Origin of the sequence: Streptomyces sp. RG80 (assembly GCF_040446465.1) — a bacterium.
Lineage (GTDB): Bacteria > Actinomycetota > Actinomycetes > Streptomycetales > Streptomycetaceae > Streptomyces.
On the sequence record NZ_JBEAAJ010000010.1, the window covers coordinates 154,683 to 180,870 of the forward strand.

The window sequence follows — 26,188 nt, forward strand, 5'->3', positions numbered from 1 at the left end:
CGCGTTGAAGGTAGGAGGGGGTAAGGGTTTCGTCAATGCTTCTGGCAAAGGAAGTTGAGGTTTCCGATCAGACGGTGTGCGTCTCGCCGACGCGGGCGAGCGCCGTGGGACCGCCGAAGACGGCGGCGGCACGCGCGGTGGCGTCCTCGGGGGCGAGGGTGGGGCCGACGTGGGTGACCAGCACCTTCCGTACGCCGCCTGCCATGCTGGCGCAGGCGCCGACCTCCTCCGGTGTCAGATGCACCGGATCGACTTCGCCTTCGCGATGCGCGTCGACATCGGCCTCGCAGAGGAACAGGTCCGCCCCGGCGGCGAGATGCAGCAGCCCGTCGCACGGCCCGGTGTCCCCGGAGTACGCCAGCGCGCGTCCGCCGCTCTCGGCCCACAGGCCGTAGGACTCGACGTCGTGCTCGACGGCACGGGCGGTGAGCGTCAGGTCGCCGTGCCGGACACCATGCCCGTTGTGCAGGGGCTGGAAGTCGAAGACGCCGCTCAGGAAGGCGGTGTCAGGCCGCCCGAAGAACCCGGCGAGCCGTTGGGCGCAGTCGCGGGGCGCGTACACGGGGACGGGCGCGGGGAGGGTGAGTCCGCCGTACGCGAAGGCGTAGAAGGCGGCGGTCAGGTCGGCGTAGTGGTCGGCGTGGAGATGGGAGATCCAGATCGCGCTGAGGCGTGTCGGATCCGTGTGCCGCTGCAATTCGGCGAAGGTCCCGGTTCCGGCGTCCACCCATACCTCGGCACCGCCTCCCCGCACCAGATAGCCGGAGCACGGGGTGTCCGGGCCGGGGTGCGGAGAGGCGGTGCCGAGGACGGTGAGGGTGAGTGACATGCGGGGAGCGTAGGTGTCGGCTCACCGGCACGCCTCTGTTTAAGCGTCTACGGCCGCCATTCCGGGTCCCGACCGCTCAGCCCGACCGCGCGGTCGAGGAGCGGCGCACCGTCCGGTACCGGCACGACCGGGCCGAAGATGCCGCCGCCCTGGTCGTCCTCCTTGGCGGACGCGAGGAGGAAGTCGTACGAGACCTGGAGCGCCGCCGGGTCCGGTTCGTACGGGAGGCCGGTCGCGCGGGCCAGGTCCCAGGCGTGGACGACCAGCTCGTCCACCGCTACGGCACCGGCGATCTCGCCGGGCAGGTCGACGCCGCCCGCGCGGGTCATGCCGGTCCAGGCGGCCGGGTCGCGCCAGGCCTCGGCGAGTTCGTCGAGGACCTTGGGCAGCTCCTCGCGCCAGCCGGGGCCGATGTCCGGTACGGCCGACGCCGGATCGGTGTCGGTCGTCGGCCCGAGGTCCTTGCGGGCCGCGTCGCGGAAGGCGACGGACAGGCCCAGCAGGTGCCCCAGCAGATTGCGGACCGCCAGGTCCGGACAGGGCGTCGGATCCGCCAGCTGTTCGTCCCGCACGGCCTGGGCGAGGCGGGCCACGGTGCGGGTCTGGGGGCCGAGGTCGAGACTCATGCGCGCTCCTTGGGGTGGGTTCCCTACGAGGGGTGGACCCACGGCGCTCCCGAAACTCATCGGCCCACCGGAAACCCGTCCCCGACCAGGAGCCCGTTCCCGTCCGGGGAGCCCGTCCCGGCCGGGGAGCCCGTCCCGGCCAGGGAACCCGTCGCCTTCCCCGGTCCCGCCGCTTCAGCGGTCGGCGAGTGCCACCCGCACCGCCGCCAGATCCCCGTCCGATGCCAACCCCGCGTGATACAGCCGCATCTCCGTGGCGCCCAGCTCACGCGCGCGTGCCGCGTCCGCCGCGAGGGTGCCGGGGCTGCCGCCCATCCCGGAGACGACTCCGAAGTTCGCGGCGATCACCGCGCCCTCGCGTCCCTGTTCGGCGAACGGCGTCAGCAGGCCGGGGCCGCCCGCGCACGGCACGACCACGCCGTCCGCCACGGACAGGATGTGCGCGGGGTCCACTCCCGGGTTGGCGCCGACGTGGTAGGTCACCGGGTCGGCGTGCAGCAGGATCTGGAAGCCCTCCGGTGCCGCCGTACGCACCGCCCCGACCGCCGCCTCCTGGAGCGTGCGGGCGGTCTCGTCGCGCCACGCGCGCGTGGCCGCCGCGGTCCCGGGGCCGAGCAGCTTCTCGACGCCCGCCCAGCCCTCGTCCTCCGGCGCCCCCTGCCACAGCGGCTCCAGCGCGGCCCGCACGGCGGCCGCCAGTTCGTCGGCGTCCAGGCCCTGGGCGCCGTAGCCCTCGCGGCAGACCACGCAGAAGCAGAGCGCCATCAGGTACATCCCGGCGTCGCCGAGGCCGACCCCGCCGGTCTTGTCGTGGGCGTGCAGATGCTGGAGGCCGTACCAGCCGAGGGACTCCAGTTCGGTGCCGCGCGCGCCGGGCCGTACCGCCGCCTCGGCGGCCAGGTCGACGAGGTACGCGCGCGTGGCGGGCTGGGCGATGCACGGGGCCCAGGGGTAGCGGTCGCCGTAGGCGTTGACGACGGAGGTGTCCGGGTGTTCGGCGCCCAGGCGGGAGTTGTGAGCGAGGACCACCCAGGTGTGCACCTCCAGGCCGGCCTCGATCAGCGCGCCGGCCGCCTCGCCGAACGCGTCGCCGGGTGCCCAGTCGCCGGCCGCGTAGGGGCGAAGTTCGCGTCCCTGCCAGCGGTCGTCGGTGGGGTAGAGCACGGAGGCGTGCTCGGCGGTGACGATGCGGTGGCGCGGGTGGCGGGGCGTCAACGCGCGCGTGGAGTGGTAGGCGGCGGCGAGCGTCACCTGCTCGACGCCGAGGGAGGCGATGCGCGTCGCTGCCTCCGGGTCCCCGTTGACGTCCCAGGGGTAGACGAATGTCGACGCCTTCACTTGGTGCCCTCCTCCAGCAGCGTGTACCCGTGCTCGATGATCTGAGCGAGCTGCTTGACATGATCCTCGGTCGGCTCGTGCAGCGGCGGCCGGACCTCCCCCACGTCCAGTCCGCGCAGCCGTACGCCCGCCTTGACCAGGGCGACGGCGTAACCGCGGCCCTGGGCGCGCAGTTCGACGAACGGACGGTAGAAGCCGTCCAGGAGACGGTGTGCCGTCGCCGAGTCGCCGGTCTCCAGCGCCCGGTGGAAGGCGAGGGCGATCTCGGGGGCGAAGCAGAACACGGCGGAGGAGTAGAGCGGGACGCCGACGGCTCGGTAGGCGAGCTGGGTCTGCTCGGCGGTCGGCAGGCCGTTGAAGTAGAGGAAGTCGCCGGGGACCTCGGTGCGCACGGCGCTGACGATCCGCTGGACGAGGTCCAGGTCGCCGAGCCCGTCCTTGAGGCCGATGATCCCGTCGGTGCGGGCCAGTCCGACCACGGTCTCCGGCGTGAACACGGCGTTGTCACGCTGGTAGACGATGACGGGCAGCGCGGTGGCCGCCGCGATCTCCCGGTAGTGCCGCAGCAGCCCCTCCTGCCCGGCGATCACGAGATACGGCGGCAGCGCGAGCAGCCCGTCCGCGCCGGCCGCCTCGGCGAGCTGCGCGTACCGCACGGCGAGCGCGGTGCCGTACCCGGCGCCCGCGACGACCGGCACCCGCCCCTCCGTCGCCTCGACCGCGGCCCGTACGCACCGCTCGAACTCCTCGGGCGTCAGCGCGTGGAACTCCCCGGTGCCGCAGCACGCGAAGACCGCGGCCGCCCCGGCGTCGACCCCGCGGCGCACGTGCGTGCGGTAGGTGTCGAGGTCGACCGAGCCGTCGGGGGCGTAGGCGGTGACGGGGAAGAACAGCGGGCCGCTGGGGATGCCGAGTCGGGTGGCGAGGTCGGCAGACGTCACGGGCTCTCCCTGGGACGAGAAGCGGAAGCGTACGGACAAGTAGCAGCGTACGGAATTATGATCGGAGTTTACATTTATGAACGAGGGTCGCACCACCCTTGACGAGGCGAGGCAATGATCCTTAACTTGTCCACGAATGTGAATGCCGTGCGCCCTCGCGGCCGCCGACCCAAGGAGAACCGAGGATGCCAGCGCCCCGCACCGTCCTGCTCACCGGCGCCGCAGGCGGGGTCGGCACCCTGATGCGCGAGCTCCTCCCCGCGTACGGCTACGAGCTGCGTCTGCTCGACCTGGCCCCCGTCGAGGGCGAGCCGGACGCGATCGTCGCCGACCTCGCCGACCGGGACGCCGTACGCGAGGCCGTGCGGGGCGTCGACGCGATCATCCACCTCGCGGGCATCTCCCTGGAAGCGTCCTTCGACAAGATCCTCAAGGCGAACATCGAGGGCACCTACAACCTGTACGAGGCCGCCCGCGAGGAAGGCGTGCCGCGGATCGTCTTCGCCTCCTCCAACCACGCGGTGGGCTTCACCCCCCGCCCCCAGGACGGGGACCCCCTGGTCCCGATCGACACCCCGCGCCGCCCGGACACCTTCTACGGTCTGTCCAAGTGCTTCGGCGAGGACCTCGCCCAGCTCTACTGGGACAAGCACGGCCTGGAGACGGTGTCGGTGCGCATCGGCTCCTGCTTCCCGGAGCCCACCAGCGTCCGCATGCTGTCGGTGTGGATGAGCCCGGCGGACGGCGCCCGCCTCCTGCACGCGGCCCTCACCGCCGAGGACGTCCAGCACACCGTGGTCTACGGCTCCTCCGCCAACACCCGCCTGTGGTGGGACCTCACCACCGCGCGGGCCCTCGGCTACGACCCGCAGGACGACTCCGAGCCGTACGCCGAGAAGCTGATCGCCGAACAGGGCGAACTGGACCCCGACAACATCGCCCACGCCCACCTGGGCGGCCACTTCGTGAGCGACCCGCCGATCTGGCCGTACTGACGTGACGTGACCACAGGACGGGCGGGCACCGAACGGGCCCGCCCGTCATGGTGTTCGGGCACGCGGTCATGGCTCTGGAAGCGGCGCGCGAGCGCCCTTCCAGGGGCGCGGGGAACTGCGCGACCAGCCACGACGCTCAGGCAGCCGCAACGCAACCGCGCCCCCCGAGCTCTTGGGCGCCCCCTGCCCGAACGGGCACACACGGTCACTATCACTCACGCAACAGACCTGGTCACCACCCCCCACCCGCTGTAGAACTTCCTCCAGAGGGCCCGAACGGGCACCGCGGCTCAGCGAAGGAAGCGGGTGACGACATTGACCGGCACCGCGGAAGAACGCCACCGGCACATCGTGCACACCGCCCGCACCACCGGCGCCGTCGACGTCAACACCCTCGCCGCCCAGCTCGGCGTGGCCAAGGAAACCGTCCGACGGGACCTCCGCGCCCTGGAGGACCACGGTCTGGTCCGCCGCACCCATGGCGGCGCCTACCCCGTGGAGAGCGCCGGCTTCGAGACGACCCTCGCCTTCCGCGCCACCAGCCACGTCCCCGAGAAGCGCCGGATCGCCACCGCGGCGGCGGACCTGCTCGGGGACGCCGAGACGGTCTTCGTCGACGAGGGCTTCACCCCACAGCTCATCGCCGAGGCCCTGCCCAGGGACCGCCCCCTGACGGTGGTGACCGCCTCCCTCCCGGTCGCGGGCGCCCTCGCCGAGGCCGAGCACACCAGCGTCCTCCTCCTCGGCGGCCGGGTCCGCCCCGGCACCCTCGCCACCGTCGACCACTGGACGACGAAGATGCTGGCCGGCTTCGTCATCGACCTCGCCTACATCGGCGCCAACGGCATCTCCCGCGAACACGGCCTCACCACCCCCGACCCCGCGGTCAGCGAGGTCAAGGCGCAGGCGATCCGGGCCGCGCGCCGCACGGTGTTCGCGGGCGTCCACACCAAGTTCGGGGCGGTCAGCTTCTGCCGGTTCGCGGAGATCGGCGTACTGGAGACGATCGTCACGAGCACCCTGCTCCCCACGTCCGAGGCCCACCGCTACTCGCTGCTGGGGCCCCAGGTCATCCGCGTCTGAAAAACCAACGCACCCGCCGGTGCGCGTCCGAAAACCCAACTCACCACTTAATGCGGCACGCCATGCCTTGACGCGCCCTTTATCTCCCCATACGTCTGTCTCCCCATACGTCCAGGAGCGATCCATGCGAACCCAGAGCCGACGGCGACCACCGCGAGCGACGCTCGCCCTGGCCGCCGCAGGGACGCTGCTCGCCCCGCTGCTCTCCGGCTGCTGGGCCGGAGCCGGCGGGGCGGGATCGGGCGGCGATGCCATCAACGTCCTGATGGTCAACAACCCCCAGATGACCGAGCTCCAGAAGCTCGCCCCCCGCTTCACCGAAGAGACCGGCATCAAGGTCAACTTCACCGTCCTGCCCGAGAACGACGTCCGCGACAAGATCAGCCAGGACTTCGCCAACCAGGCGGGCCAGTACGACGTGGCCACCCTCTCCAACTACGAGATCCCGATCTACGCCCGCAACGGCTGGCTGCACGAGATGGACTCGTACGTCGCCAAGGACCCGGCGTACGACGAGCGGGACGTCCTCACGCCCATGCGCCAGTCGCTGACCGGCGACGACGGCAAGCTCTACGGCCAGCCCTTCTACGGCGAGTCGTCCTTCCTGATGTACCGCAAGGACGTGTTCGCCAAGGCGGGTCTGACCATGCCGGCCCACCCCACCTGGACCCAGGTGGCCGATCTGGCCGCGAAACTGGACGGCGCCGAGTCCGGGATGAAGGGCATCTGTCTGCGCGGACTCCCCGGCTGGGGCGAGGTGATGGCCCCGCTCACCACAGTCGTGAACACCTTCGGCGGGACCTGGTTCGACAAGGACTGGAAGGCCCGGCTGGACTCTCCCGAGTGGGAGAGGGCGACGAAGTTCTACGTCGACCTCGTCCGTGAGCACGGCGAGTCCGGCGCCCCCCAGTCCGGCTTCGCCGAGTGCCTCAACAACATGACCCAGGGCAAGGTCGCCATGTGGTACGACGCCACCTCCGCGGCCGGTTCCCTGGAGGCGTCCGGCTCCCCGGTCAAGGGCAAGGTCGGCTACGCCCCCGCCCCCGTCGAGGAGACGAAGTCCTCCGGCTGGCTCTACACCTGGGCCTGGGGCATCCAGGACGCCTCCCGCAACCCCGACAAGGCCTGGCAGTTCGTCTCCTGGGCCTCCGGCAAGCAGTACGAGCAGTTGGTCGGCGACGAGATCGGCTGGGCCAACGTCCCGGCCGGCAAGCGCGCGTCGACGTACACCAACCCGGCGTACGTCAAAGAGGCCGCCGCGTTCCAGGAGATGACCAAGGAGGCCATCGAGGGCGCCCGGCCCGACGACCCGGGGGTGCAGCCGCGCCCCGCGCCCGGCATCCAGTTCGTCGGCATCCCCGAGTTCACCGATCTCGGCACCAAGGTCTCCCAGGAGATCAGCGCGGCCATCGCCGGACGCCAGTCCGTCGAGTCGGCGCTGAACAAGTCCCAGCGGCTCGCCGAGAAGATTGCCGAGGAGTACGAGGGACGATGACAGCCACCACGACGGCCCCCGTGGCCGCGCCCGACGTACGCACCGCCCGCCCACCGTCGGCCCGTCTGCGCAACTGGGCCACCCGAGCCCCGCTCCTGCCCGCCCTGGTCTTCATGATCGTGGTCACCCAACTCCCGTTCGTGGCCACGCTGGTGATCTCGTTCTTCGACTGGAACGCCCTCTACCCCAAGGCCCGCCACTTCACCGGCCTGGACAACTACCAGCAGGTCCTGACCGACGCCGACCTGCGCCACTCCGTCTGGACGACGGTCCTGCTGACCGCGACGGTGGTCCTGGTCAGCCTGGTGCTGGGCCTGGTCCTGGCACTCCTGCTGGACCGCCGGTTCCGTGGCCGGGGCGTGGTCCGCACCCTCCTGATCGCCCCCTTCCTCGTGGTCCCCGTGGCGGCGGCCCTGCTCTGGAAGCATGTGCTCTACAACCCCGAATACGGCCTGCTCAACGGTCTGTTGCACTATGTGGGCGGCCCACAGCCCGACTGGATCTCCAACACCCCACTGCTCGCGGTGGAGGCGTCCCTGGTCTGGCAGTGGACCCCGTTCATGATGCTGATCCTGCTCGCGGGCCTGCAGAGCCGCGACCCCCAGCAGATCGAGGCCGCCAAGGTGGACGGCGCGAGCGACTGGCAGATCTTCCGCCACCTCACCCTGCCCCACCTGCGCCGCTACCTCGAACTGGGCGCGCTGCTGGGCTCGATCTACATCGTCCAGAACTTCGACGCGGTCTTCACGATCACGTCCGGCGGCCTGGGCACGGCGAACCTGCCCTACACCGTCTACCAGAGCTTCTACCAGGCCCATGAGAACGGCCTCGCCTCGGCCGCGGGCGTCCTGGTGGTCATCGGCTCGATCGTCATCGCGACCTTCGCCCTGCGCGTGGTGTCGTCCCTGTTCCGTGAGGAGGCGGGCCGGGCATGAGCGCAACGAGCACGACAACCACGAGGACCGCAACAACCGCCCGCCGCAAGGGCGTCGGCCTGGGTCTGCTGGCCTGGCTGCTGGGAGTGGTGTTCTTCCTCCCCATCGCGTGGATGGCCCTGACGTCCTTCCACTCCGAGACGGACGCGGCGACCAACCCGCCCTCCTTCGGCGCCGCCCTCACCCTGGACGGCTACCGCGAGTTCTTCGGCACGGGAGGCGGCGCGAGCCCCTGGCCGGCGCTGATCAACTCGACGGTGGCGTCACTGGCGTCGACGCTGTTCGTGCTGCTGCTGGCGCTGCCCGCGGCGTACGCGCTGTCGATCAACCGCGTCCGCAAGTGGACGGACGTCCTGTTCTTCTTCCTGTCGACGAAGATGCTGCCGGTGGTGGCGGGCCTGCTGCCGATCTACCTGTTCGCGAAGAACACGGACATGCTCGACAACATCTGGCTGCTGGTCATCCTCTACACCTCCATGAACCTGCCGATCGCGGTGTGGATGATGCAGTCCTTCCTGGCCGAGGTCCCGGTGGCGATCATCGAGGCGGCGAGGGTGGACGGGGCGCGCCTGCCGACGATCCTGGCGCGCGTGGTGGCCCCGATCGCCCTCCCCGGCATCGCGGCGACGGCCCTGATCTGCTTCATCTTCAGCTGGAACGAACTGCTGTTCGCCCGGGTCCTGACCGGAGTGGTGGCCGAGACCGCCCCTGTCTTCCTGACCGGCTTCATCACCAGCCAGGGCCTGTTCCTGGCGAAGGTGTGCGCCGCGTCGCTCGTCATCTCCCTGCCGGTGCTCGCCGCGGGGTTCGCCGCCCAGGACAAACTGGTCCAGGGCCTGTCCTTGGGAGCCGTGAAATGAAGGCCGCCGTCATCGAGTCCGCGGGCCGTGCCGTCGTGGCCGAGGTCCCGGACCCGACGCCAGGACCGCGCGAGGTGGTGGTCGAGGTCGCGGCCTGCGGCCTGTGCGGCACCGACCTGCACATCCTCCAGGGCGAGTTCGCGCCCAAGCTGCCGATCGTGCCGGGGCACGAGTTCGCGGGCGAGGTGGTCGGCGTCGGCACCCAGGTCACGGAGCTGTCGGTGGGCGACCGGGTGGCGGTGGACCCGTCGCTGTACTGCTACGAGTGCCGCTACTGCCGTACGGGCCACAACAACCTCTGTGAACGCTGGGCGGCGATCGGCGTGACCACGGCCGGCGGCGCGGCGCAGTACGCGGTGGCGCCGGTGGCGAACTGCGTACGGCTCCCCGAGCACGTCCGCACCGAGGACGCGGCCCTGGTGGAACCCCTGTCGTGCGCGGTACGCGGCTACGACGTGCTGCGGTCCCGGCTCGGCGCGCACGTCCTGATCTACGGCTCCGGAACGATGGGCCTGATGATGCTGGAGCTCGCCAAGCGGACCGGCGCGGCGAGCGTGGACGTGGTCGATGTGAACCCCGCCCGCCTGGAGACCGCCCGCCACCTCGGCGTCTCCGGGTCCGCGGCGAACCCGGACGAGCTGGACCGCCCACAGGGCTGGGACCTGGTCGTCGACGCCACGGGCAACGCGGCGGCGATCCAGGACGGCCTGGACCGGGTCGCGAAGGCCGGCACCTTCCTCCAGTTCGGCGTGGCGGACTACGCGACACGGGTGACGATCGACCCGTACCGCATCTACAACCAGGAGATCACGATCACCGGCTCCATGGCCGTCCTCCACAGCTTCGAACGTGCGGCGGAACTCTTCGCGAACGGCGTCCTTGACCCGGCCGTCTTCATCAGCGACCGCATCCCGTTGGACCGGTACCCGGAGGCACTGGACCAGTTCGCGGCGGGGGTGGGCCGCAAGATCGTGGTGGTGCCGTAGAGCTGTCCTCGCCCCATGCCGAAACCCAACGGATTCCACTACGAATCCCACGCGAACGAAACCGTCCACATCACCCACCACAACCGCCCCGCGACCACCCTCCACGGCCCCCGAGCCCAACAGTTCCTCGCCGAGGTGGAGACCGCCCCCGACCCCCAGCTCGTCATGGCCCGCTGGACCGGAAACTACAAGCGCGGCAACGAACGCACGGCCCGCAACCACCCCCGCAACCGCCACTGAGCCGAACGATCCCGGGTAAGGGAACGGTAAAGCGGGCTCGCTCGTTCACCGGGCATGACAGCTATGACCCCCGGCTCGAACATCCCTCTCTCCGCCGCGCGCGTGACGGTGGACGTCGCCGCTCCGGTGCGGCTCGACGTATCGAGCCTGCTGCTCACCGCCGACGGCAAGGTGCGCTCGGACGACGACTTCATCTTCTACAACCAGCCCAACGGCCCGGGCGTGACCTACCGCGGAGGCGGCGGCTCCGCCCCCGACGCGATCGTCGTCGACACGGCCGCGATCCCGCCCGGCATCGAGAAGATCGTCGTCACGGCCAGCCCGGACGCCGCGGGCCAGACCTTCCAGGGCATCGAACCGACGGCGACGATCCGCAACGCCGCCGACAACTCCGTCCTGGCCTCCTTCACGCCCCCGCAGCTCGGCACCGAGACGGCGCTGGTGATCGTGGAGATCTACCTGCGCAACGGCGCGTGGAAGGCCCGCGCGGTGGGCCAGGGCTACGCCAACGGCCTGGCAGGCATCGCCACCGACTTCGGCGTCTCGGTCGAGGAACCGGCTCCGGCCCCCGTCGCCCCGCCGCAGCCGGCCGCCGCCCCGCCGCAGCCCACCCTCCAGACGCCGGTCACCCCGCCCGCCCCGCCGATGGCCACTCCCCCGCCGCCCGCGCACGCCCCCGGCGCCGGGAAGATCAACCTCGACAAGGGCCGCGTCAGCCTCCAGAAGAACCAGACGGTGTCCCTGGTCAAGGGCGGCCGCCCGCTGCTGTCCTCGGTCAAGATGGGCCTCGGCTGGGAGCCGGCGTACCGCGGCAAGGACATCGACCTGGACGCCTCGGTCATCGCCTACGGCCCGCAGCGCAACCACGTCGACAGCTGCTACTTCGGCAAGCTCCAGATCGTGGGCGGCGCCATCCGGCACTCCGGCGACAACCTCACCGGCGAGGGCGGCGGCGACGACGAGGTCATCACCGTCGACCTCGGGCAGCTGCCGCAGGAGGTCACCGGACTGGTGTTCACCGTCAACTCCTTCTCCGGGCAGAAGTTCACCGAGGTCGCCAAGGCCTACTGCCGGCTGCTGGACGGCACGACCGGCGAGGAGCTCGTCCGCTTCGACCTCACCAGCGCGGAGCCGCAGACCGGCGTGATGATGGCCAAGCTGATCAAGCAGTTCTCCGGCGAGTGGGAGATGACTGCGATGGGCGACTTCGTGAAGTCCCGCACGGTGCGCGGCATGGTGAAGCCCGCCGCCCAGGCGCTGTAGCCGTATCGGGTCCGGCCGGGGTTCCCACCCGGCCGGCCCGCCCTACGCCTCTACCTCCTGTGGCCCGACGGAGGTTAGAACAGCGCGCTGTACGCGTTCAGCGCCGGCTGTCCGCCGAGGTGTGCGTAGAGCACGGTGGAGTCCCGGCCGATCTCCCCGCGCTCCACCAGATCGATCATCCCGGCCATCGACTTCCCCTCGTACACGGGGTCGGTGACCATGCCCTCGGTGCGGGCGGCGAGCCGCATCGCGGCCAGGGTGGGCTCGTCGGGGATGCCGTAGACGCCCGCGTGGTACCGCTCGTCCAGTTCCACGTCGTCCAGGGTCAACTCCCGCTTGACGCCGATGAGTTGACCGGTGTTGTGCGCGATCCGGGCGATCTGCTCACGGGTGGCGGCGGGTTTCGCCGACGCGTCGATGCCGAGCACCCGGCGCGGCCGTCCGCCCGCCTCCTCCAGCGCGGCGAACCCGGCGACCATGCCGGCCTGGGTGGAGCCGGTCACCGAGCACACCACGACCGTGTCGAAGAAGACGCCCAGGTCCCGCTCCTGCTCGGCGACCTCGTACGCCCATCCGGCGAAGCCGAGTCCGCCGAGCGGGTGGTCGGAGGCGCCGGCCGGGATGGCGTACGGCTTGCCGCCGGACTCCTCGACCTCCCTGAGCGCCTGCTCCCAGCTCTCCTTGAACCCGATCCCGAACCCGGCCCGCACGAGCCGCACATCGGCCCCGGCGAGCCGGCTGATCAGGATGTTGCCGACCTTGTCGTACACGGAGTCCGGCCAGTCCACCCAACTCTCCTGCACCAGCACGCACTTGAGCCCCGCGCGGGCGGCACAGGCCGCGACCTGACGGGTGTGGTTGGACTGCACCCCACCGATCGAGACCAGCGTGTCGCAGCCCTGCGCGAGGGCATCGGCGACCAGGTACTCCAGCTTGCGGGTCTTGTTCCCGCCGTACGCCACACCGGAGTTGCAGTCCTCACGCTTGGCCCAGATCGCCGCGCCCCCGAGACGAGCGGTGAGACGGTCCAGCGAGTGCACCGGCGACGGGCCGAAGAGCAGCGGATAACGCTCGTACGAGGAAAGGGACATGAGGAGCCTCCCGGGTCGGTGCTGGGTCAGTCGCTGTCGGCGAGTTCCGCCAGGCCCCGCCAGATCTCCGCGGTGACCCGGACCGCCTCGTCCACGTCACCGGCCGCGCAGGCCGCGATGAGCCGTTCGTGCTGCCCGGCGGAACGGCAGGTGCCGCCCTCGCCGAAACGGCGGCGCTCGAGCCGGCGGATGAGCGGGGTGTAGCGGGCGGCGGTGGCGGCCGCCGCGCGGTTGCCGCTGACCCGGACCAGGACGTCGTGGAGCTCGTCGTCGGCCTGGAGGGCGGCGTCCACGTCCCCCGCGGCGACCGCCGCCGCGAACCGCTCGTTGGCCGCGCGCATGGTCTCGACGTCGGCGGCGAAGAGCCGGGGCACGGCGACCCGGGTCACCAGCTCGTGCATCGCGCCGACGACCGCCGCGGCGTCCCGCACCTCGGCGGCCAGCACCCGCGTCACCCGCGTGTAGCTCTGCGGCTTGCTCTCCAGCAGCCCCTCGTCCACGAGCCGCGCGAACGCCTCCCGCACCGGCGCCCGGGACAGCCCGAGCCGCTCGGCGAGATCGGCGTCCCGCACCGCGGCACCGGGCTCCAGCTCACCGGCGACGATGGCGTCCCGGATCGATGCGTAGGCGCGGTCCCTGAGCAACGTACGCGGTATGGCATCCACAACTGAAATGTTAGATGTCAACCTCGTTCGTGAACAGGGGTGTGGCCCGCACTCCCCGTGAAAGTGCGGGCCACGTCTTCAGGGCTCAGGCAGCCCAGGGCCAGTCGGCGTCGCGAGCGCTCTCCAGCAGCGGGACCATCCGGAAGGCCGCGTCCGAGAGGCCACCGAAGGTGTGCCGGTTCGCCTTGCCGGACGGGCCGTGGCCCGCGCGGTAGCCGGCGAGGTTCCAGGTGTAGACCGGCACATGGGCCGGGACCTGCTCGGTCGGACCACCGCGGTGGTTGAAGGCGTACTGCTCGTCGGTGACGATCAGCACCCGGTCCTGCCCCCGGTAGTGCGCCCGGACCGCCGAGGTGGTGTCGGTGCCGCCCAGGTCGCCGAAACGGCCCAGGATCTTCAGCACCGACTCGCCCTTGTCGTACGCCAGGTTCCGGCTCGTGGTGCCGAACTCGACGAGGTCCGCCCGCTCGGCCCGCAGCGCCAGCGCGGTACCGAAGATCGCCGCGGCGTCCGCCCGGTTGAGCTGCGAGCGGTCCGACAGCCGCGCCCACATGGAGCCCGAACGGTCGACGAGGACCAGCGTCCGGCCGGGCAGCGCGGGCACGTTGGCCAGCGAGTGACCGAGCGCCTGCTCCAGCGGGTACGCCCAGCGCAGCGACGGCGCGTGCTGGTACGCGGCGAGGTACCGGAAGGGGAACTGCCGCGACCGCGCGACCTCGGCCGGGTCGCTGATCCGCGCCGCGACCTGCGCCGCGACCTCGTCACAGACTCCGGCCTGGTCGAAGTTGCGCAGGTTGCGGACCAGCGCCATGGCACCCATGGACGGGATGACGGCCTCCCAGGCCGCCTTGTCCATCGGGCCCTGGAGCCAGCCGGCCAGCGCCTCCCAGGTCATCCCGGCCGCGGCGAGCCGCTCGGCGCCGCCCTCGGACGTGACGACCGCACGCCGCTGCTCGACCGGCAGCGCCATCAGCTCACGGTGCGCGACCAGCGTCCGGTTCGACGCCGGCGGCACCGCGGTCTCCGGATTGTGCCGGCGGTCGAGGGCGTACCGGAACAGCTCGCCCTGCCACGCCTTGTCGGGGTCCGGCACCGCGTGCACCAGGTTGAGGATGTCGCCGAAGCGGTAACCCTTGGACGCGGTGTCGTACTTCAGCAGCGACTTGCCGCTGTAGAGACGCCGTACGGCGTCGGCGACACCGCGCTTGACGGGCTTGGGCACCGCGCGGCCGTACGTCGCCGTCCAGTACGCGAGCAGCTCGCCGGGCTCGTCCGGCCGCCGGAGCACGGAGTCCACGACCTGGCGGTTGGACGGACCACCGGTGGCGCCGGCCTCGAGACGGGCGTGCACGTACTCGGCGGCACCCACGATCGAGGCCGTCCGCAGGTTGCCCTCGCCGCGCAGCCAGCCGAGCAGACCGGCCGTCCACTCCGGATCGGTGACGGCGAGCTCACGTACGAGCTTGGCGAAGCGGTCGTCGCGGTCGGCGCCGGTCTCGTAGAAGGTCTGCTGCGAGACGAAGTTGGCGACGGCGAGCAGGAAAAGCTCGGAGCGCTTGTCCCGCTCGTGACCGCGGCCGCCCTCGAAGGTACGGAGTACACGACCCGTCGAGGTGATACGCGAGGTGGGCTGCGCCTTGGCGGCTCGCTTGTTGAATCGCGACATGGTGAATTCCCCCGAATTCATGGAAGGTTCGGAGGGAGACACAGCAAAAGGAGGGTGCCCGAGTTCGAATTCGACTGCGGTGACTATAAACTGGCGCGTCTTCCGTTCCGCCACACCGGCCGCGAGCCGATGACGGGATTCGAACCCGCACCCCCTGCGAAGAGGACCAGTTCCCTGAAGTATCCGCCGCCTGCGCACCGGACACCCACCATGAGCTGCGCCTCCCGAGATCAGGTCGGCCACGGCATCGGAATCTTTTTGGAGAAGAAGTAGCCGTGGCCAGCGCACCGGGAGGTGCATGAAGTTGTGGTGTCCAGAGTTCAGGTCGGCGGAACCGACATTAGGTGCTCTGCCGCTGAGCTACACCGGCACGTGGAACCGGTGGCGGGATTCGAACCCGCGGCCTCCCCATTAAGAGTGGAAGTAAGTCCTGCCTTCGCACCTGGACATGCACCACTTTAGGAGGGAGGCCGTTGGACGGGCGAGCGAATTAATCAGCCACGCTTCTGGCGCTTCCAGGGGCCGGTGATGGCCAGCATGATGCCGGGGGTCTGGATGTTGGCGTACAGGGTGCGGCCGTCGCAGGAGAAGGTGACGCCGGTGAACTCGCTGTACTCGGGCTCGTCCTCGGTGCCGATGTTGAGTTCGTTGCGGGCGATGGGGTAGGTGCGGCCGCTGTCGGTGGCGCCGAACAGGTGCTGGACGCCCTCGCCGTCCTCGGCGATGACGAGGCCGCCGTAGGGGGAGACGGTGATGTTGTCGGGGCCGTCGAAGGCGCCGTCCTTGGACGGGTCGGGGTTCACGCCGAGGAGGACCTTCAGGGTGAGCGTGCGGCGCTTGGGGTCGTAGAACCAGACCTGGCCGTCGTGCTGGACGGGGCTCTCGGCGCGGGCGTAGGAGGAGACGATGTAGGTGCCGCCGTCGCCCCACCACATGCCCTCGAGCTTGCGGGCGCGGGTGATCTCGCCGTCGGCGAACTGCTTGCGGACGGGGACGGCCTTGCCGTCGCGGTCGGGGACGTCGATCCAGTCGACGCCGTAGACCGTGCCGATCTTCGTGGCGCGGGAGAGGTCGTCGACGAACTTGCCGCCGGAGTCGTAGCACTTGGGCGCCTGGAGGACGCCGGCGTCGTCGGCGAGGGCGCGGAACTTGCCGCGGCCGTACTCGAAGCCCTTGGGCGGGGTCCAGCGGAAGAGCAGGCCGTTGGGGCTGGCGGCGTCCTCGGTGAGGTAGGCGTGGCCGCGCTTGGGGTCGATGACGACGGCCTCGTGGTCGTAACGGCCGAAGAACTTCAGGGGCTTGGGGTTCTTGTTGGCCCGTCGGTCGCTCGGGTCGACCTCGAAGACGTAGCCGTGGTCCTTGGTCATGCCGTTGGTGCCGGCCCGGTCGGAGTTCTCCTCGCAGGTAAGCCAGGTGCCCCAAGGGGTGCGCCCGCCCGCGCAGTTGGTGGAGGTACCGGCGATGCCGACCCACTCGGCGACCTGTCCGTCGGGGCGTACCTCGACGACCGTGCAGCCGCCGGCCGCGGCGGGGTCGTAGACCAGGCCCTCGGTGAGCGGGACGGGGTACTTCCAGTTGGCGCGCGGGCCCTTCAGCTCGTGGTTGTTGACGAGGAGGGTGGTGCCGCGGGGGCCGTCGAAGGTGGCCGTGCCGTCGTGGTTGGAGGGCGTGAACTCGCCGGACTCCAGCTTGGTCTTGCCGCTGTAGGTGATGACGCGGTACTTGAACCCGGCGGGCAGCGCGAGGATGCCCTTGGGGTCGGGCAGGAGCGGCCCGTAGCCGACACCCACACCGCCGTGGCCGTGGCCCTGCGTCTCGCTCTCGGTGTCCGTGGCGGCGAGGGCGTTCGGCGCGGTGGCGAGGGCGCCGACGCTGCCGGCCAGGGCGACCCCGGCGCCGGTGAGCGCGGATTTCGCGGCGAAGTCCCTGCGGGTGAGCGACATGGTGTCTCCTGTGACGGTCGATGTGCCTGGAGGGTGGGGGACCTCGGGTCGGCGCCACCGTCCCGCCCGCGCCTGAACGCGAGTTGAACACCGGGCGACGTCCTGCGACCCGCTTCCGTGAATCCGTACGCCCTTGCCCGCAGGGACCTCGAAGGCCTTCACGCACCGGGGAATTGGTCGGACGAATCTTCGTAAAGAAGGTCATCCAGCGCCAAGTGCCCATAAGCCCATGATTTATGGCAGAGCACCTTGACCCGCCGGTGTCCCATGCCCTAGACACCCCACTACCTGAAGCATCCAGGGAGGGCGAGCCGACGTGGACGCACCTCGTGCGCGCAGCCTCCACGAGGGCCGGCTGATGAGCCTGCCCCATGTGACGGGGGTCGGGACCGGTAAGGACGAGCACACGGGCGCGGACGTCATCGTCGTCTTCGTGACCCGCAAGGTGCCCCGGGACCGGCTCAGGGACGAGGACGTGGTTCCGGACGAACTCGAGGGCATACCCGTGCGCGTGCTCGCGATCGGCGAGGTCTCAGCGCAGGAGGAGTAGCCGCTCTCGTGCCTCGGAACCGCTCCGACCGGGGAGAGAGAAGGTGGTCTGGCCGTGGTGAGCCAGCCCGAACTGATGCGAGGACCCACCGGCGGGCAGCTGAGCGACAGCTCACGCAGGCAGGCGTCGTCGGACTTCCTGCGGCGCGAGCAGCCGCTGGAGAACGTGGTCGGCTTCGGCCACGGTGTGAAGTGGAGCGAAGGCCAACCGACCGGCAGGGAAGCCGTGTTGGTGTTCGTGACGCAGAAGGTCCCCCAGTCGATGCTGCGGGAACGGGACGCGATTCCGCCCGAGATGGACGACGGCACACCCACCGACGTGGTGGCCGTCGGCAGTGTCATGGCGCAGCCCTCGGCCACGGGTGTGGCGTACCAGCCCGACAACGGCGTGGCGGAGCAGCCGACGCGCCTGTCCGCCTCCCTGCTGGAGGAGCTCACACGGCCGTCCGCGGTCGAGTCCCAGCAGCTCACCCGCCGTATGCGGCCCTGCCCCTCGGGCTTCTCCATCGGCAATGTGCAGGTCACCGCGGGCACCCTCGGGAGCGTGGTCTACGACCTCCTGCCGGGCGCGACGCTCGACCCGCCGGGGCCGGGGCTGGGAACGCCCGGAAGGTTCCACATCCTGTCGAACAACCACATCCTGGCCGACTCCAACCGGGCCCCGCTGGGCAGCGTGATCGTGCAGCCCGGGCCGGCCGACTCCGGCACGGCACCCGCCGACCGGATCGCGACCCTGAGCCGCTTCATCCCGATCGACTTCGCACCACGCATCCCGCTGGACCAGCACAACAACCTGGTCGACGCCGCGCTGGGAGCGGTGAACTTCCAGGACGCCACGCGGGACCAGTACTTCAGCGGAGTGCCGCGCGCCTGGCGACGCAAGGCCAATGTCGCGGTCGGCGACCAGGTGAAGAAGACCGGGCGGACGACCGACATCACCTTCGGCCGGATCATCGCGGTCGACGCGACGATCGACGTCAACTACCCCACTGTCGGCGTGGCCCGCTTCAGGGACCAGATCGTCACCACGAACATGTCGGCGGGCGGCGACTCGGGTTCCCTGGTGACCTCGTTCGACAACGTGGCACTGGGCCTGCTGTTCGCGGGTTCCTCGACGACGACGATCGTCAACCACCTCGAACACGTCCGCAGGCTGCTGGGCGTCGAGATCGCCGAGCTGCTGGCCTGACGGCCGGTCGAACCGTCCGGGAGAAGAGGTTCCCATGGCCACACAGACAGGCAAGGCGAAGAGCGCGGCGGCCGCCGAGCACCGGTTCCACAACGCTCAGGGAGCGGCGGTCAAGACCTGGGACGAGGCGTTCGCCGCACGGCAGGACGTGTCGCCCGAGGCGTTCGCCACGACCGCGAAGCTGGAACTGCACAACGGCTCGGCCACCTTCGCCCTGGAAGTGAAGTACAACCCCAACACCTACCCGTACGTCGTCATCGGCGGCCAGATCACCTCCGGCATCTGCGGCGCGCCCTGGGACATCACGGGCGGGTTCATGGGCCAGACGATCCGGATCGACGCCAAACGACCGGTCGACGACGGCCGCTGCGCGCGGACGATCACCATCGTCGGCGAGTTCCAGAACCCGCCGGCGTACCGGGGGACGTACGGCTTCAACGGGGCGACGTCGTCGTTCAAGCACACGACGGTCTACCACTGCTGATCCCGTCGAAGATCGCGGCCGCAGTTCGCGGTCTGAGGTCGCGACCCACGCCTGCCGTGGGTCGCGACTCCCAGATCAACTCCCTTGCTGGGAGCGCGCCTTGAAGGCCGCCTTCCGGGCCTCCTTGGCGATCTTCTTGTCGGGGTGCAGCCGCCCCATCGCCTCCAGCACATCGGCGGTCGCCGGGTGGTCCACCCGCCAGGCCGCCGCGAAGAACCCGCTGTGCTGCTGCGCCAGCCCCTCGACCAGTGCCCGCAGCTCGTCGGAGTTCCCCTCGGCCGCCAGTTGCGCGGCGAGGGTGTCGACGGTCAGCCAGAAGATCATCGCCTCGGACGGCGGCGGTACGTCGGAGGCGCCCTGCTCGGTCAGCCAGACCCGGGCCAGGCCGCCGAGCTCCGGGTCGTCGAGCACCTCCCGCAGGGTGGGCTCGGCCGCGCCGCCGACGAGCGACAGCGCCTGCTGGCAGCGCAGCCGGCGCAGCGGAGCGCCCGCGTCACCGCCCCGGGCAGCGGCCAGCAACTCCCGTGCCGCAGCGAGGGGTTCGCGCCGGGCCAGCCACTGCTCGGTCTCGGCCTGCGCGGCGGCGGGCGGGAAGTGGGCCGTGCCGTCGAGCAGCGCGTCGGCGCCCTTGTCGGCGAGGTCCCCGACCGCGGGCGCCTCGAAGCCGGCCTCCAGCAGCCGTGCCCGCAGCCCGTACAGCCCGAGCGGGGTGAGCCGCACCATGCCGTAGCGGGAGACGTCGGTGTCGTCGACCGGTGCGGCGGGCTCCTCGTCGGCGTCGGCCATGAGGGCCTCGTCGACGGGCTGGTACTCGACGAGGCCGACCGGTTCGAGCAGCCGGAACTGGTCGTCGAGGCGCATCATCGCGTCGGAGACCTGCTCCAGGACGTCGTTGGTGGGCTCCCCCATGTCGTTGGGGACGATCATCGAGGCAGCGAGCGCGGGCAGCGGCACGGGTCCGTCGCCGGGGCCCTCCTCGTTGACGGTCAGCAGATACAGGTTGCCGAGCACGCCGTCGAGGAACTCGGCCTCGGCCTCCGGGTCCCATTCCATCGAGGAGAGGTCGATCTCGCCACCCTCGTCCATGGCGCCGACCAGGTCGTCCAGGTCCGGCACGCTCGCGTCGGCGAGCACCGTCTCCAGCGCCGTCTGCCACACGGCGAGCACGTCGTGCGGGGTACCGCCGGTGAGCAGGGCGAGCTCCTCGCCCGCGGCGACGGTGCCCTCGTCCTCGTCGGCGATCTCGACGAGCCCGGTGTCGACGGCGACCCGCCAGGCCTCGCTCGCGTACGCGGCGGCGTCGTCCCCGGTCAGGCCGAGCAGCTCGGCGGCGGCGGGCAGCTGCTCCTCGGCGAGCTCGCCACCGGCGTCGACGCGGGTGTCGGGGCCGGCCCAGCGGGCGAGCCGGGCGGCCCGGGAGAGCAACGGCGTGGACAGCGCGTCGCGCGCCAGCTCCGCTTCGGGGTGCAGCCGCACCGGCGGCAGGGGCGAGCTGTCTGACATCGGCTGTTTCTCCTAGAGACGCGTCGTACGACTCAGCGGCGGGGCCACTCGGCGACTGGACCACCGAGCCGCCGGACCACTCAGCCGCTCAGCCTAGACGGATTTCCACCCATGCCGCCCGGTTCATCTCCCCGCCGGGCCCCGTACATGGCCGAAACCTTGACAAGTGGCCTGACCAGGCAGGAGATTACGCGCGTAGAAATCTGCTGGACATCTGTTCACTGTATTTTCTACGCGCGTCGCACCGCCCCACCGGTTCGGCTCCACACACGTTTCACCCTCGTCCCGGCGCTCATGTACGTCCCCGGAGGGATTCCGTTGCCGAGCAAGTCCTCTGCGCGCCTCGCCGCGCTCACCGTCGCCGCCGCCTGTTCCGCGGCGTCCACCATCGTCCTGGTCTCTCCCGCGCACGCGGACTCCGTGCGCATCCATGACATCCAGGGCACCACGCGCATATCCCCGTACGCGGGCAAGGCCGTCACGGATGTGACCGGAATCGTCACCGGCATCCGCACCTACGGCTCCTCCAGAGGCTTCTGGATCCAGGACCCGAACGCCGACGCCGACCCGGCCACCAGTGAGGGCGTCTTCGTCTTCACCAGCTCCACCCCGAAGGGCGTCGCCGTCGGCGACGCGGTGACGGTGTCGGGCACGGTCTCGGAGTTCGTGCCGGGCGGCACCTCCTCCGGCAACCAGTCGATCACCGAGATCACCAAGCCGACGTTCACCGTCGTCTCCAGCGGCAACGCGGTCCCGGCCGCGAAGGTCATCACCGCCAGGTCGGTGCCGGCCGCGTACGCCCCGGCGGGCGACAGCGCCGCGGGCAACTCGATCAACGGCCTGACCCTGGAGCCGAAGAAGTACGCCCTGGACTACTACGAGTCCCTCGAGGGCGAGAACGTCCAGGTCGCCGACACGCGCGTGGTGGGCGCCACCGACCCGTTCACCGAGCTCTGGGTCACGGTGAAGCCGCGCGAGAACGCCAACCACCGCGGCGGCACGGTCTACGGCTCCTACGAGTCGCAGAACACCGGCCGGCTCCAGATCCAGTCCCTGGGCGCGACCTCCGCCTTCCCGAAGGCCAACGTCGGCGACGTCCTGGAGAGCGCCACCAGCGGCCCGCTGGACTTCAACCAGTTCGGCGGCTACACCCTGGTCGCCAACACGATCGGCACGCTCAAGAGCGCCGGCGTGGCCCGGGAGACGACCGAGAAGCAGAAGAACGGGGAGCTCGCGGTCGCGACGTACAACGTCGAGAACCTCGACCCGTCCGACGCCACCTTCGCCGAGCACGCCGCCGCGATCGTGAACAACCTCAAGTCGCCCGACATCGTGTCCCTGGAGGAGATCCAGGACAACAACGGCGCGACGAACGACGGTACGGTCGCCGCCGACCAGACGGTGCGCAAGCTGATCGACGCGATCGCGGCCGCCGGCGGCCCGACGTACGACTGGCGCTCGATCGACCCTGTCGACAAGGCCGACGGCGGTGAGCCGGGCGGCAACATCCGCCAGGTGTTCCTGTTCAACCCGGAGCGGGTCTCCTTCACCGACCGCGCGGGCGGCGACGCCACGACCGCGGTCGGCGTGACGAAGGAGAAGGGCAAGGCGGCCCTCACGGTCTCCCCCGGCCGTATCGACCCGGCCGACGCGGCCTGGGCGAACAGCCGCAAGCCGCTGGTCGGCGAGTTCGTCTTCCGTGGCCGTACGGTCTTCGTGATCGCCAACCACTTCAACTCCAAGGGCGGCGACTACGGTCTGACCTCGGCGATCCAGCCGGTGCCGCGCAGCTCGGAGACCCAGCGCCACCTCCAGGCGACCGCGGTGAACGGGTTCGTCAAGGACATCCTGGCCACTCAGAAGAACGCGGACGTCATCGCCCTCGGCGACATCAACGACTTCGAGTTCTCCGACACGGCCAAGATCCTGGAGAGCGACGGCGCCCTCTGGTCGGCGATCAAGTCGCTGCCGAAGAGCGAGCGTTACTCGTACGTCTACCAGGGCAACGCCCAGGTGCTGGACCAGATCCTGGTCAGCCCGTCGATCCGGCGCGGCTGCGACTTCGAGTACGACAGCGTGCACGTCAACTCGGAGTTCAACGACCAGATCAGCGACCACGACCCGCAGGTGCTGCGCTTCAAGCCGTAAGTCCCTTGGACTCAGGACTGGTTGAACACCCCGTTCAGCCAGTCCTGCCAGGCGGCCTCGCACTCCTTGATGTCGTCACCCGGCGTGAAGTCGTGCAGGGAGACGCCGACCGGGTGGCCCCAGTGGTTGCGCCCGAAGATCCGGGTGAGCCCCCGGTCGGTGCGCAGCCCGATGAAGTACGGGTCGCGGAAGTCGAGGACGGCGTCGAACTCGTCGGGCCCGGTGACCCTCACCCGCGCCCCGACGGCCGTGTCCCCCGCCCCGATCCCGAGCGCCCGCGCGACGACTTCCAGCGCGTCCGCGGCCTTCGACGCCTCAGGTCCGTCGAAGGTCGCGAAGGCGGCGGGGCGGGGCGCGAAGTGGGCCAGGTACTCCCGCAGGGTGTGCAGATAGAAGTCGGTGTGCCTGGCGGCACCGTCGTACTGGTTGTCCCAGTCGTCGACGAAGATCCCGCTGTGCACGTACCGCACCCAGGCCCGGCGCCCCTCGTCACGCGGCTCGACGGTGTAGTCGAGCTGGTTCACGGTCTGCTCGGAGATGCCCTCGACGTCCTCGACGCGGTTGGTGTAGCGGTGCGGCGGATCCCAGGCGGTGACCGTGGACCCGAACGGCCCCTTGCCGCCGACCTTGGGCTCCGGCGGCTCCATGGGCCACAGATAGCCGTCGGTGCCGGTGGTGACGGCGTCCCACACCTGCTGCGGGGTGGCGTCGACCTCGAACTCACGGGCGATCTCGAACTCTTTGGACATGATCTACTCCAACTCGGTCTGCTGCGGTTCGGTCTGCTGCGACTCGGTCTGCTTCAGCGTGGGATGGACGGCGACCACGATCCGGTGATCCCGGCCGCCCTCGGCGTCGGGCGCGTCGTACTTGCGGATCAGCGCGCTGACGCCTGCCGTCAACTCCTCGATGAACGCGGCCCGTTCGGCGGCCGAGGCGAACCGCACCTCACCGTCGAGCGCGTAAGTGGCAAGCCCCTTGCGGGCCTTCGCCGCCCCGGTGATCAACTGACCGACGTCCCGCACCAGCCGCGCGCCGAGCGCCAGCAGCCAGCGTGCGGAGAGCTGGTCCCGGAACCGGTCCGGGTCCGGCTGCACCGAGGCGAGCGCGAGGGGCGAGATGACGTACGACGCGGCGGTCGCCCGCATCAGCCGCTCGGTCACGTTCCCCTTGCGCCGCTCCCCGGCCAGCTCGACCAGGCCGTGCCGCTCCAGCGCCTTGAGGTGGTAGTTCACCTTCTGCCGGGGCAGCCCGACCTTGCCGGCCAGCATGGCGGCCGACGCGGGTCCGGCCGCCAGCTCGGCGAGCAGGCGGGCCCTTATGGGGTCCAGGGAGACGGCGGCGGCCTCGGGGTCCTCGATCACGGTCACGTCCAGCATGCGACCACCGTCTCACCGAAAACTTTTTTTGTCCAGGCGAGTGAAATTGTCGGGTGAGGATCTGCCGGTCGGGGAGATCAGGGCAGGTCAGGGAACGAGCCCGAGCACGTGCCGGTACCGGCTGCCGGTGAAGCCCTGAACCCCGGGATACGTCCGCACCCGCTCCCACTGCGGCGACTCCTGGCCACCGATGGCCAGGTCATAGGCCTGGTCGCTCTCCCACTCGGCGTAGTTGAGGACATGGGTGCCGTCGGTGCTGAGATGGAAGTGCGCGGAGATGAGGCCGGGGTCGGCGTCCGGTCCGGCGAGGGCGTCCAGGACGAGGTCCACCCAGTCGGCCCGCTTCTCGCCCGCGTCCGGCTCGAAGTCGATCCGGACGGTCACGACCAGCCCGGGCACCCGGGTGTCACCGGCGGCACGGGCAAGGCTGCGATGGAGCCGGTAGCGGTCCAGCCGGACCCGCTCGATGTCGGGGACGGCGGTGTCGATCTCGTCGTTGCGCTCCTGGCGCCGGGTCTTGAAGAAGGCCTCGTAGCCCTGCTCGGTGCGCCACTGGGAGTGATGCATCAGCGTCGTACCGTCATGCCCGGCGTAGACGTGGTACCCGAGCAGCTCCGCGCTCCCCCAGGGGCGGCTCTCCCAGGTCCGGGCGATGGCCTCGACGGCCCGCGCCTGCCGCTCGGGCGTCCCCACCCGCCAGGTGCTGAAGAAGGGGGCGCCGGTGCGCGGGTCGGTCAGGTCGGGGTGGCCGTCGGTACGGCGGGTCATGGCGGACTCCTCTGTTCGCTCGCCGATGGGTGCATGCACCACCCTCCAACCTCAACCAAGATTCAGGTCAAGCCCGCGGTTCGCGGCGGGTTTTCGGGAGACTCGCCTGCTCATGGACGACAAGGGCGCGCGGGACGCGCGGAGCGCGGCGGACGAGCGGGTCGACCCGGACGAGGCCGAGAACGAGAACGAGCCGGACAGCCCCTCCGAGTTGCCCGCGCGTTCCTGGCGGGCGGTGCTGCGGCGCACAGCGACGGAGTTCATGGACGACGAACTCACCGACCGCGCCGCCGCGTTGACGTACTACGGCGTGCTGTCCCTGTTCCCCGCGCTGCTGGTACTGGTGTCCCTGCTGGGGGTCGTGGGCCAGAGCGCCACGGACAAGATCCTCGACAACATCGGCGACCTGGCCCCGGGCCCGGCACGGGACATCCTGCGGGACGCGGTCGTGCAGCTCAGCGACACGGGCGGTACGGGCAGCGTGCTGGCGATCATCGGCCTGCTGGCCGCTCTGTGGTCCGCGTCCGGTTATGTCGCCGCGTTCATCCGTACGTCCAACGCGGTGTACGACCTTCCGGAGGGCCGCCCGGTGTGGAAACTGACGCCGCTGCGTCTGGTGCTGACGGTGGCGTTGATGCTGATGCTGGCCGCGAGCGCGTTGATCGTGGTGTTCACCGGCCCGCTGGCGGAGCGAGCCGGAACGGCGATCGGTCTGGGCGACGCGGCGATCACCCTGTGGGGCATCGCCAAATGGCCCGTCCTGCTGATCCTCGTGATCCTGATGATCGGGCTCCTGTACTGGGCCGCCCCCAACGTCCGCGGCCGCGGCTTCCGCTGGATCTCCCCCGGCAGCTGCCTCGCCACCCTGATCTGGCTGGCCGCCTCCGCCGGCTTCGCCCTCTACGCCGCCAACTTCGGGTCCTACAACAAGACCTACGGCACTCTCGCCGGCGCCATCGTCTTCCTGATCTGGCTGTGGCTCTCCAACCTGGCGATCCTGCTCGGCCTGGAGTTCGACGCGGAACTGGCCCGGGAGCGAGCCATCACCTCGGGTGAGCACGAGCCGGCGGACGAGCCCTATGTGGAGCCGCGGGACACCCGGAAGTGGCCGGCCGCCCTGCGGGCGAGGCGCGGCGGCGGTGACCGGTAGGACGTGCCTGGGGGCGGTACCTGTGCCTCCGGGTACCGCCCCGAGCCGTCATCTGCTGTCGG

Annotated in this window: 25 protein-coding genes; 13 read left to right on the forward strand and 12 right to left on the reverse strand. The window is 70.6% G+C overall.

Annotated features, from left to right (window positions below; all coding sequences use genetic code 11):
* Positions 1 to 67 precede the first annotated feature (67 nt).
* The 4 genes from ABKA17_RS33015 to ABKA17_RS33030 form a co-directional block, all read right to left on the reverse strand.
* The gene (locus ABKA17_RS33015) at positions 68 to 829 is read right to left on the reverse strand and encodes an MBL fold metallo-hydrolase (RefSeq protein ID WP_353695990.1); all 762 of its coding nucleotides are present in this window, start codon (positions 827 to 829) and stop codon (positions 68 to 70) included.
* Between the two features lie 47 nt (positions 830 to 876).
* Positions 877 to 1,455 carry a TIGR03086 family metal-binding protein gene (locus ABKA17_RS33020; RefSeq protein WP_353695991.1) on the reverse strand — a complete coding sequence of 193 codons (579 nt, stop codon included), beginning with the start codon at positions 1,453 to 1,455 and terminating at the stop codon, positions 877 to 879.
* 174 nt (positions 1,456 to 1,629) lie between these two features.
* The gene (locus ABKA17_RS33025) at positions 1,630 to 2,793 is read right to left on the reverse strand and encodes a hypothetical protein (protein WP_353695992.1); all 1,164 of its coding nucleotides are present in this window, start codon (positions 2,791 to 2,793) and stop codon (positions 1,630 to 1,632) included.
* Positions 2,790 to 3,734, reverse strand: a complete 945-nt coding sequence (locus ABKA17_RS33030) for a 5-dehydro-4-deoxyglucarate dehydratase (protein WP_353695993.1) — start codon at positions 3,732 to 3,734, stop codon at positions 2,790 to 2,792. Before ABKA17_RS33030 ends, ABKA17_RS33025 begins: the two co-directional genes overlap by 4 nt.
* 185 nt (positions 3,735 to 3,919) lie before the next feature.
* Here ABKA17_RS33030 and ABKA17_RS33035 point away from each other — a divergent pair, with 185 nt between their 5' ends.
* The 8 genes from ABKA17_RS33035 to ABKA17_RS33070 all read left to right on the forward strand — a co-directional run bounded on the left by ABKA17_RS33035 (position 3,920) and on the right by ABKA17_RS33070 (position 11,591).
* On the forward strand, positions 3,920 to 4,729 hold the full coding sequence (locus tag ABKA17_RS33035; RefSeq protein ID WP_353695994.1) for an NAD-dependent epimerase/dehydratase family protein: 810 nt from the start codon (positions 3,920 to 3,922) through the stop codon (positions 4,727 to 4,729).
* A gap of 315 nt (positions 4,730 to 5,044) precedes the next feature.
* Positions 5,045 to 5,812, forward strand: a complete 768-nt coding sequence (locus ABKA17_RS33040; protein ID WP_353696305.1) for a DeoR/GlpR family DNA-binding transcription regulator — start codon at positions 5,045 to 5,047, stop codon at positions 5,810 to 5,812.
* Positions 5,813 to 5,936: 124 nt separating this feature from the next.
* Positions 5,937 to 7,307, forward strand: a complete 1,371-nt coding sequence (locus tag ABKA17_RS33045; RefSeq protein ID WP_353695995.1) for an ABC transporter substrate-binding protein — start codon at positions 5,937 to 5,939, stop codon at positions 7,305 to 7,307.
* On the forward strand, positions 7,304 to 8,242 hold the full coding sequence (locus tag ABKA17_RS33050; protein ID WP_353695996.1) for a carbohydrate ABC transporter permease: 939 nt from the start codon (positions 7,304 to 7,306) through the stop codon (positions 8,240 to 8,242). Before ABKA17_RS33045 ends, ABKA17_RS33050 begins: the two co-directional genes overlap by 4 nt.
* Positions 8,239 to 9,102 carry a carbohydrate ABC transporter permease gene (locus ABKA17_RS33055; protein WP_353695997.1) on the forward strand — a complete coding sequence of 288 codons (864 nt, stop codon included), beginning with the start codon at positions 8,239 to 8,241 and terminating at the stop codon, positions 9,100 to 9,102. The genes ABKA17_RS33050 and ABKA17_RS33055 overlap by 4 nt, the downstream gene beginning before the upstream one ends.
* Positions 9,099 to 10,088, forward strand: coding sequence for a zinc-dependent alcohol dehydrogenase family protein (locus ABKA17_RS33060; protein ID WP_353695998.1), 990 nt, complete (start codon positions 9,099 to 9,101; stop codon positions 10,086 to 10,088). Before ABKA17_RS33055 ends, ABKA17_RS33060 begins: the two co-directional genes overlap by 4 nt.
* A 15-nt stretch (positions 10,089 to 10,103) precedes the next feature.
* Positions 10,104 to 10,328, forward strand: coding sequence for a hypothetical protein (locus ABKA17_RS33065; RefSeq protein WP_353695999.1), 225 nt, complete (start codon positions 10,104 to 10,106; stop codon positions 10,326 to 10,328).
* A 63-nt stretch (positions 10,329 to 10,391) separates the two neighbouring features.
* A complete protein-coding gene (locus tag ABKA17_RS33070; protein WP_353696306.1) occupies positions 10,392 to 11,591 on the forward strand; it encodes a TerD family protein in 1,200 nt (399 codons plus the stop codon).
* A gap of 74 nt (positions 11,592 to 11,665) precedes the next feature.
* Here the strand turns inward: ABKA17_RS33070 and ABKA17_RS33075 are convergent, their stop codons facing one another.
* The 4 genes from ABKA17_RS33075 to ABKA17_RS33090 all read right to left on the reverse strand — a co-directional run bounded on the left by ABKA17_RS33075 (position 11,666) and on the right by ABKA17_RS33090 (position 16,956).
* Complete coding sequence (locus ABKA17_RS33075) at positions 11,666 to 12,682, reverse strand: 1-aminocyclopropane-1-carboxylate deaminase (protein ID WP_353696000.1); 1,017 nt, start codon at positions 12,680 to 12,682, stop codon at positions 11,666 to 11,668.
* A 26-nt stretch (positions 12,683 to 12,708) separates the two neighbouring features.
* Positions 12,709 to 13,338: a GntR family transcriptional regulator gene (locus ABKA17_RS33080; protein ID WP_502994460.1), complete on the reverse strand. Its 630-nt coding sequence runs from the start codon at positions 13,336 to 13,338 to the stop codon at positions 12,709 to 12,711.
* A gap of 94 nt (positions 13,339 to 13,432) precedes the next feature.
* A complete protein-coding gene (locus tag ABKA17_RS33085; protein ID WP_353696001.1) occupies positions 13,433 to 15,013 on the reverse strand; it encodes a TROVE domain-containing protein in 1,581 nt (526 codons plus the stop codon).
* Positions 15,014 to 15,507: 494 nt separating this feature from the next.
* The gene (locus ABKA17_RS33090) at positions 15,508 to 16,956 is read right to left on the reverse strand and encodes an alkaline phosphatase PhoX (RefSeq protein WP_353696002.1); all 1,449 of its coding nucleotides are present in this window, start codon (positions 16,954 to 16,956) and stop codon (positions 15,508 to 15,510) included.
* 316 nt (positions 16,957 to 17,272) lie between these two features.
* Between ABKA17_RS33090 and ABKA17_RS33095 the strand changes: the two genes are divergently transcribed.
* Genes ABKA17_RS33095 through ABKA17_RS33105 form a run of 3 tightly spaced genes read left to right on the forward strand, consistent with a single transcriptional unit; the run spans position 17,273 to position 19,178 of the window.
* Entirely contained in the window at positions 17,273 to 17,506 is a 234-nt protein-coding gene (locus ABKA17_RS33095; protein ID WP_353696003.1) for a hypothetical protein, read from the forward strand.
* Positions 17,507 to 17,563: 57 nt separating this feature from the next.
* Entirely contained in the window at positions 17,564 to 18,694 is a 1,131-nt protein-coding gene (locus ABKA17_RS33100) for a chymotrypsin family serine protease (protein WP_353696004.1), read from the forward strand.
* 34 nt (positions 18,695 to 18,728) lie between these two features.
* Entirely contained in the window at positions 18,729 to 19,178 is a 450-nt protein-coding gene (locus ABKA17_RS33105; RefSeq protein WP_353696005.1) for a hypothetical protein, read from the forward strand.
* A 75-nt stretch (positions 19,179 to 19,253) separates the two neighbouring features.
* Here the strand turns inward: ABKA17_RS33105 and ABKA17_RS33110 are convergent, their stop codons facing one another.
* A complete protein-coding gene (locus ABKA17_RS33110; protein ID WP_353696006.1) occupies positions 19,254 to 20,681 on the reverse strand; it encodes a hypothetical protein in 1,428 nt (475 codons plus the stop codon).
* Between the two features lie 318 nt (positions 20,682 to 20,999).
* Between ABKA17_RS33110 and ABKA17_RS33115 the strand changes: the two genes are divergently transcribed.
* The gene (locus ABKA17_RS33115; RefSeq protein ID WP_353696007.1) at positions 21,000 to 22,829 is read left to right on the forward strand and encodes a DUF8508 domain-containing protein; all 1,830 of its coding nucleotides are present in this window, start codon (positions 21,000 to 21,002) and stop codon (positions 22,827 to 22,829) included.
* An 11-nt stretch (positions 22,830 to 22,840) separates the two neighbouring features.
* On the opposite strand, the gene ABKA17_RS33120 is transcribed toward ABKA17_RS33115, so the two are convergent.
* The 3 genes from ABKA17_RS33120 to ABKA17_RS33130 form a co-directional block, all read right to left on the reverse strand.
* Positions 22,841 to 23,578 carry an SRPBCC family protein gene (locus tag ABKA17_RS33120; RefSeq protein WP_353696008.1) on the reverse strand — a complete coding sequence of 246 codons (738 nt, stop codon included), beginning with the start codon at positions 23,576 to 23,578 and terminating at the stop codon, positions 22,841 to 22,843.
* 3 nt (positions 23,579 to 23,581) lie between these two features.
* Positions 23,582 to 24,208, reverse strand: coding sequence for an ArsR/SmtB family transcription factor (locus tag ABKA17_RS33125; RefSeq protein ID WP_353696009.1), 627 nt, complete (start codon positions 24,206 to 24,208; stop codon positions 23,582 to 23,584).
* 87 nt (positions 24,209 to 24,295) lie between these two features.
* Positions 24,296 to 24,976: an antibiotic biosynthesis monooxygenase gene (locus ABKA17_RS33130; protein ID WP_353696010.1), complete on the reverse strand. Its 681-nt coding sequence runs from the start codon at positions 24,974 to 24,976 to the stop codon at positions 24,296 to 24,298.
* A 112-nt stretch (positions 24,977 to 25,088) separates the two neighbouring features.
* Here ABKA17_RS33130 and ABKA17_RS33135 point away from each other — a divergent pair, with 112 nt between their 5' ends.
* Positions 25,089 to 26,126, forward strand: a complete 1,038-nt coding sequence (locus ABKA17_RS33135) for a YihY/virulence factor BrkB family protein (protein ID WP_353696011.1) — start codon at positions 25,089 to 25,091, stop codon at positions 26,124 to 26,126.
* Positions 26,127 to 26,188 lie beyond the last annotated feature (62 nt).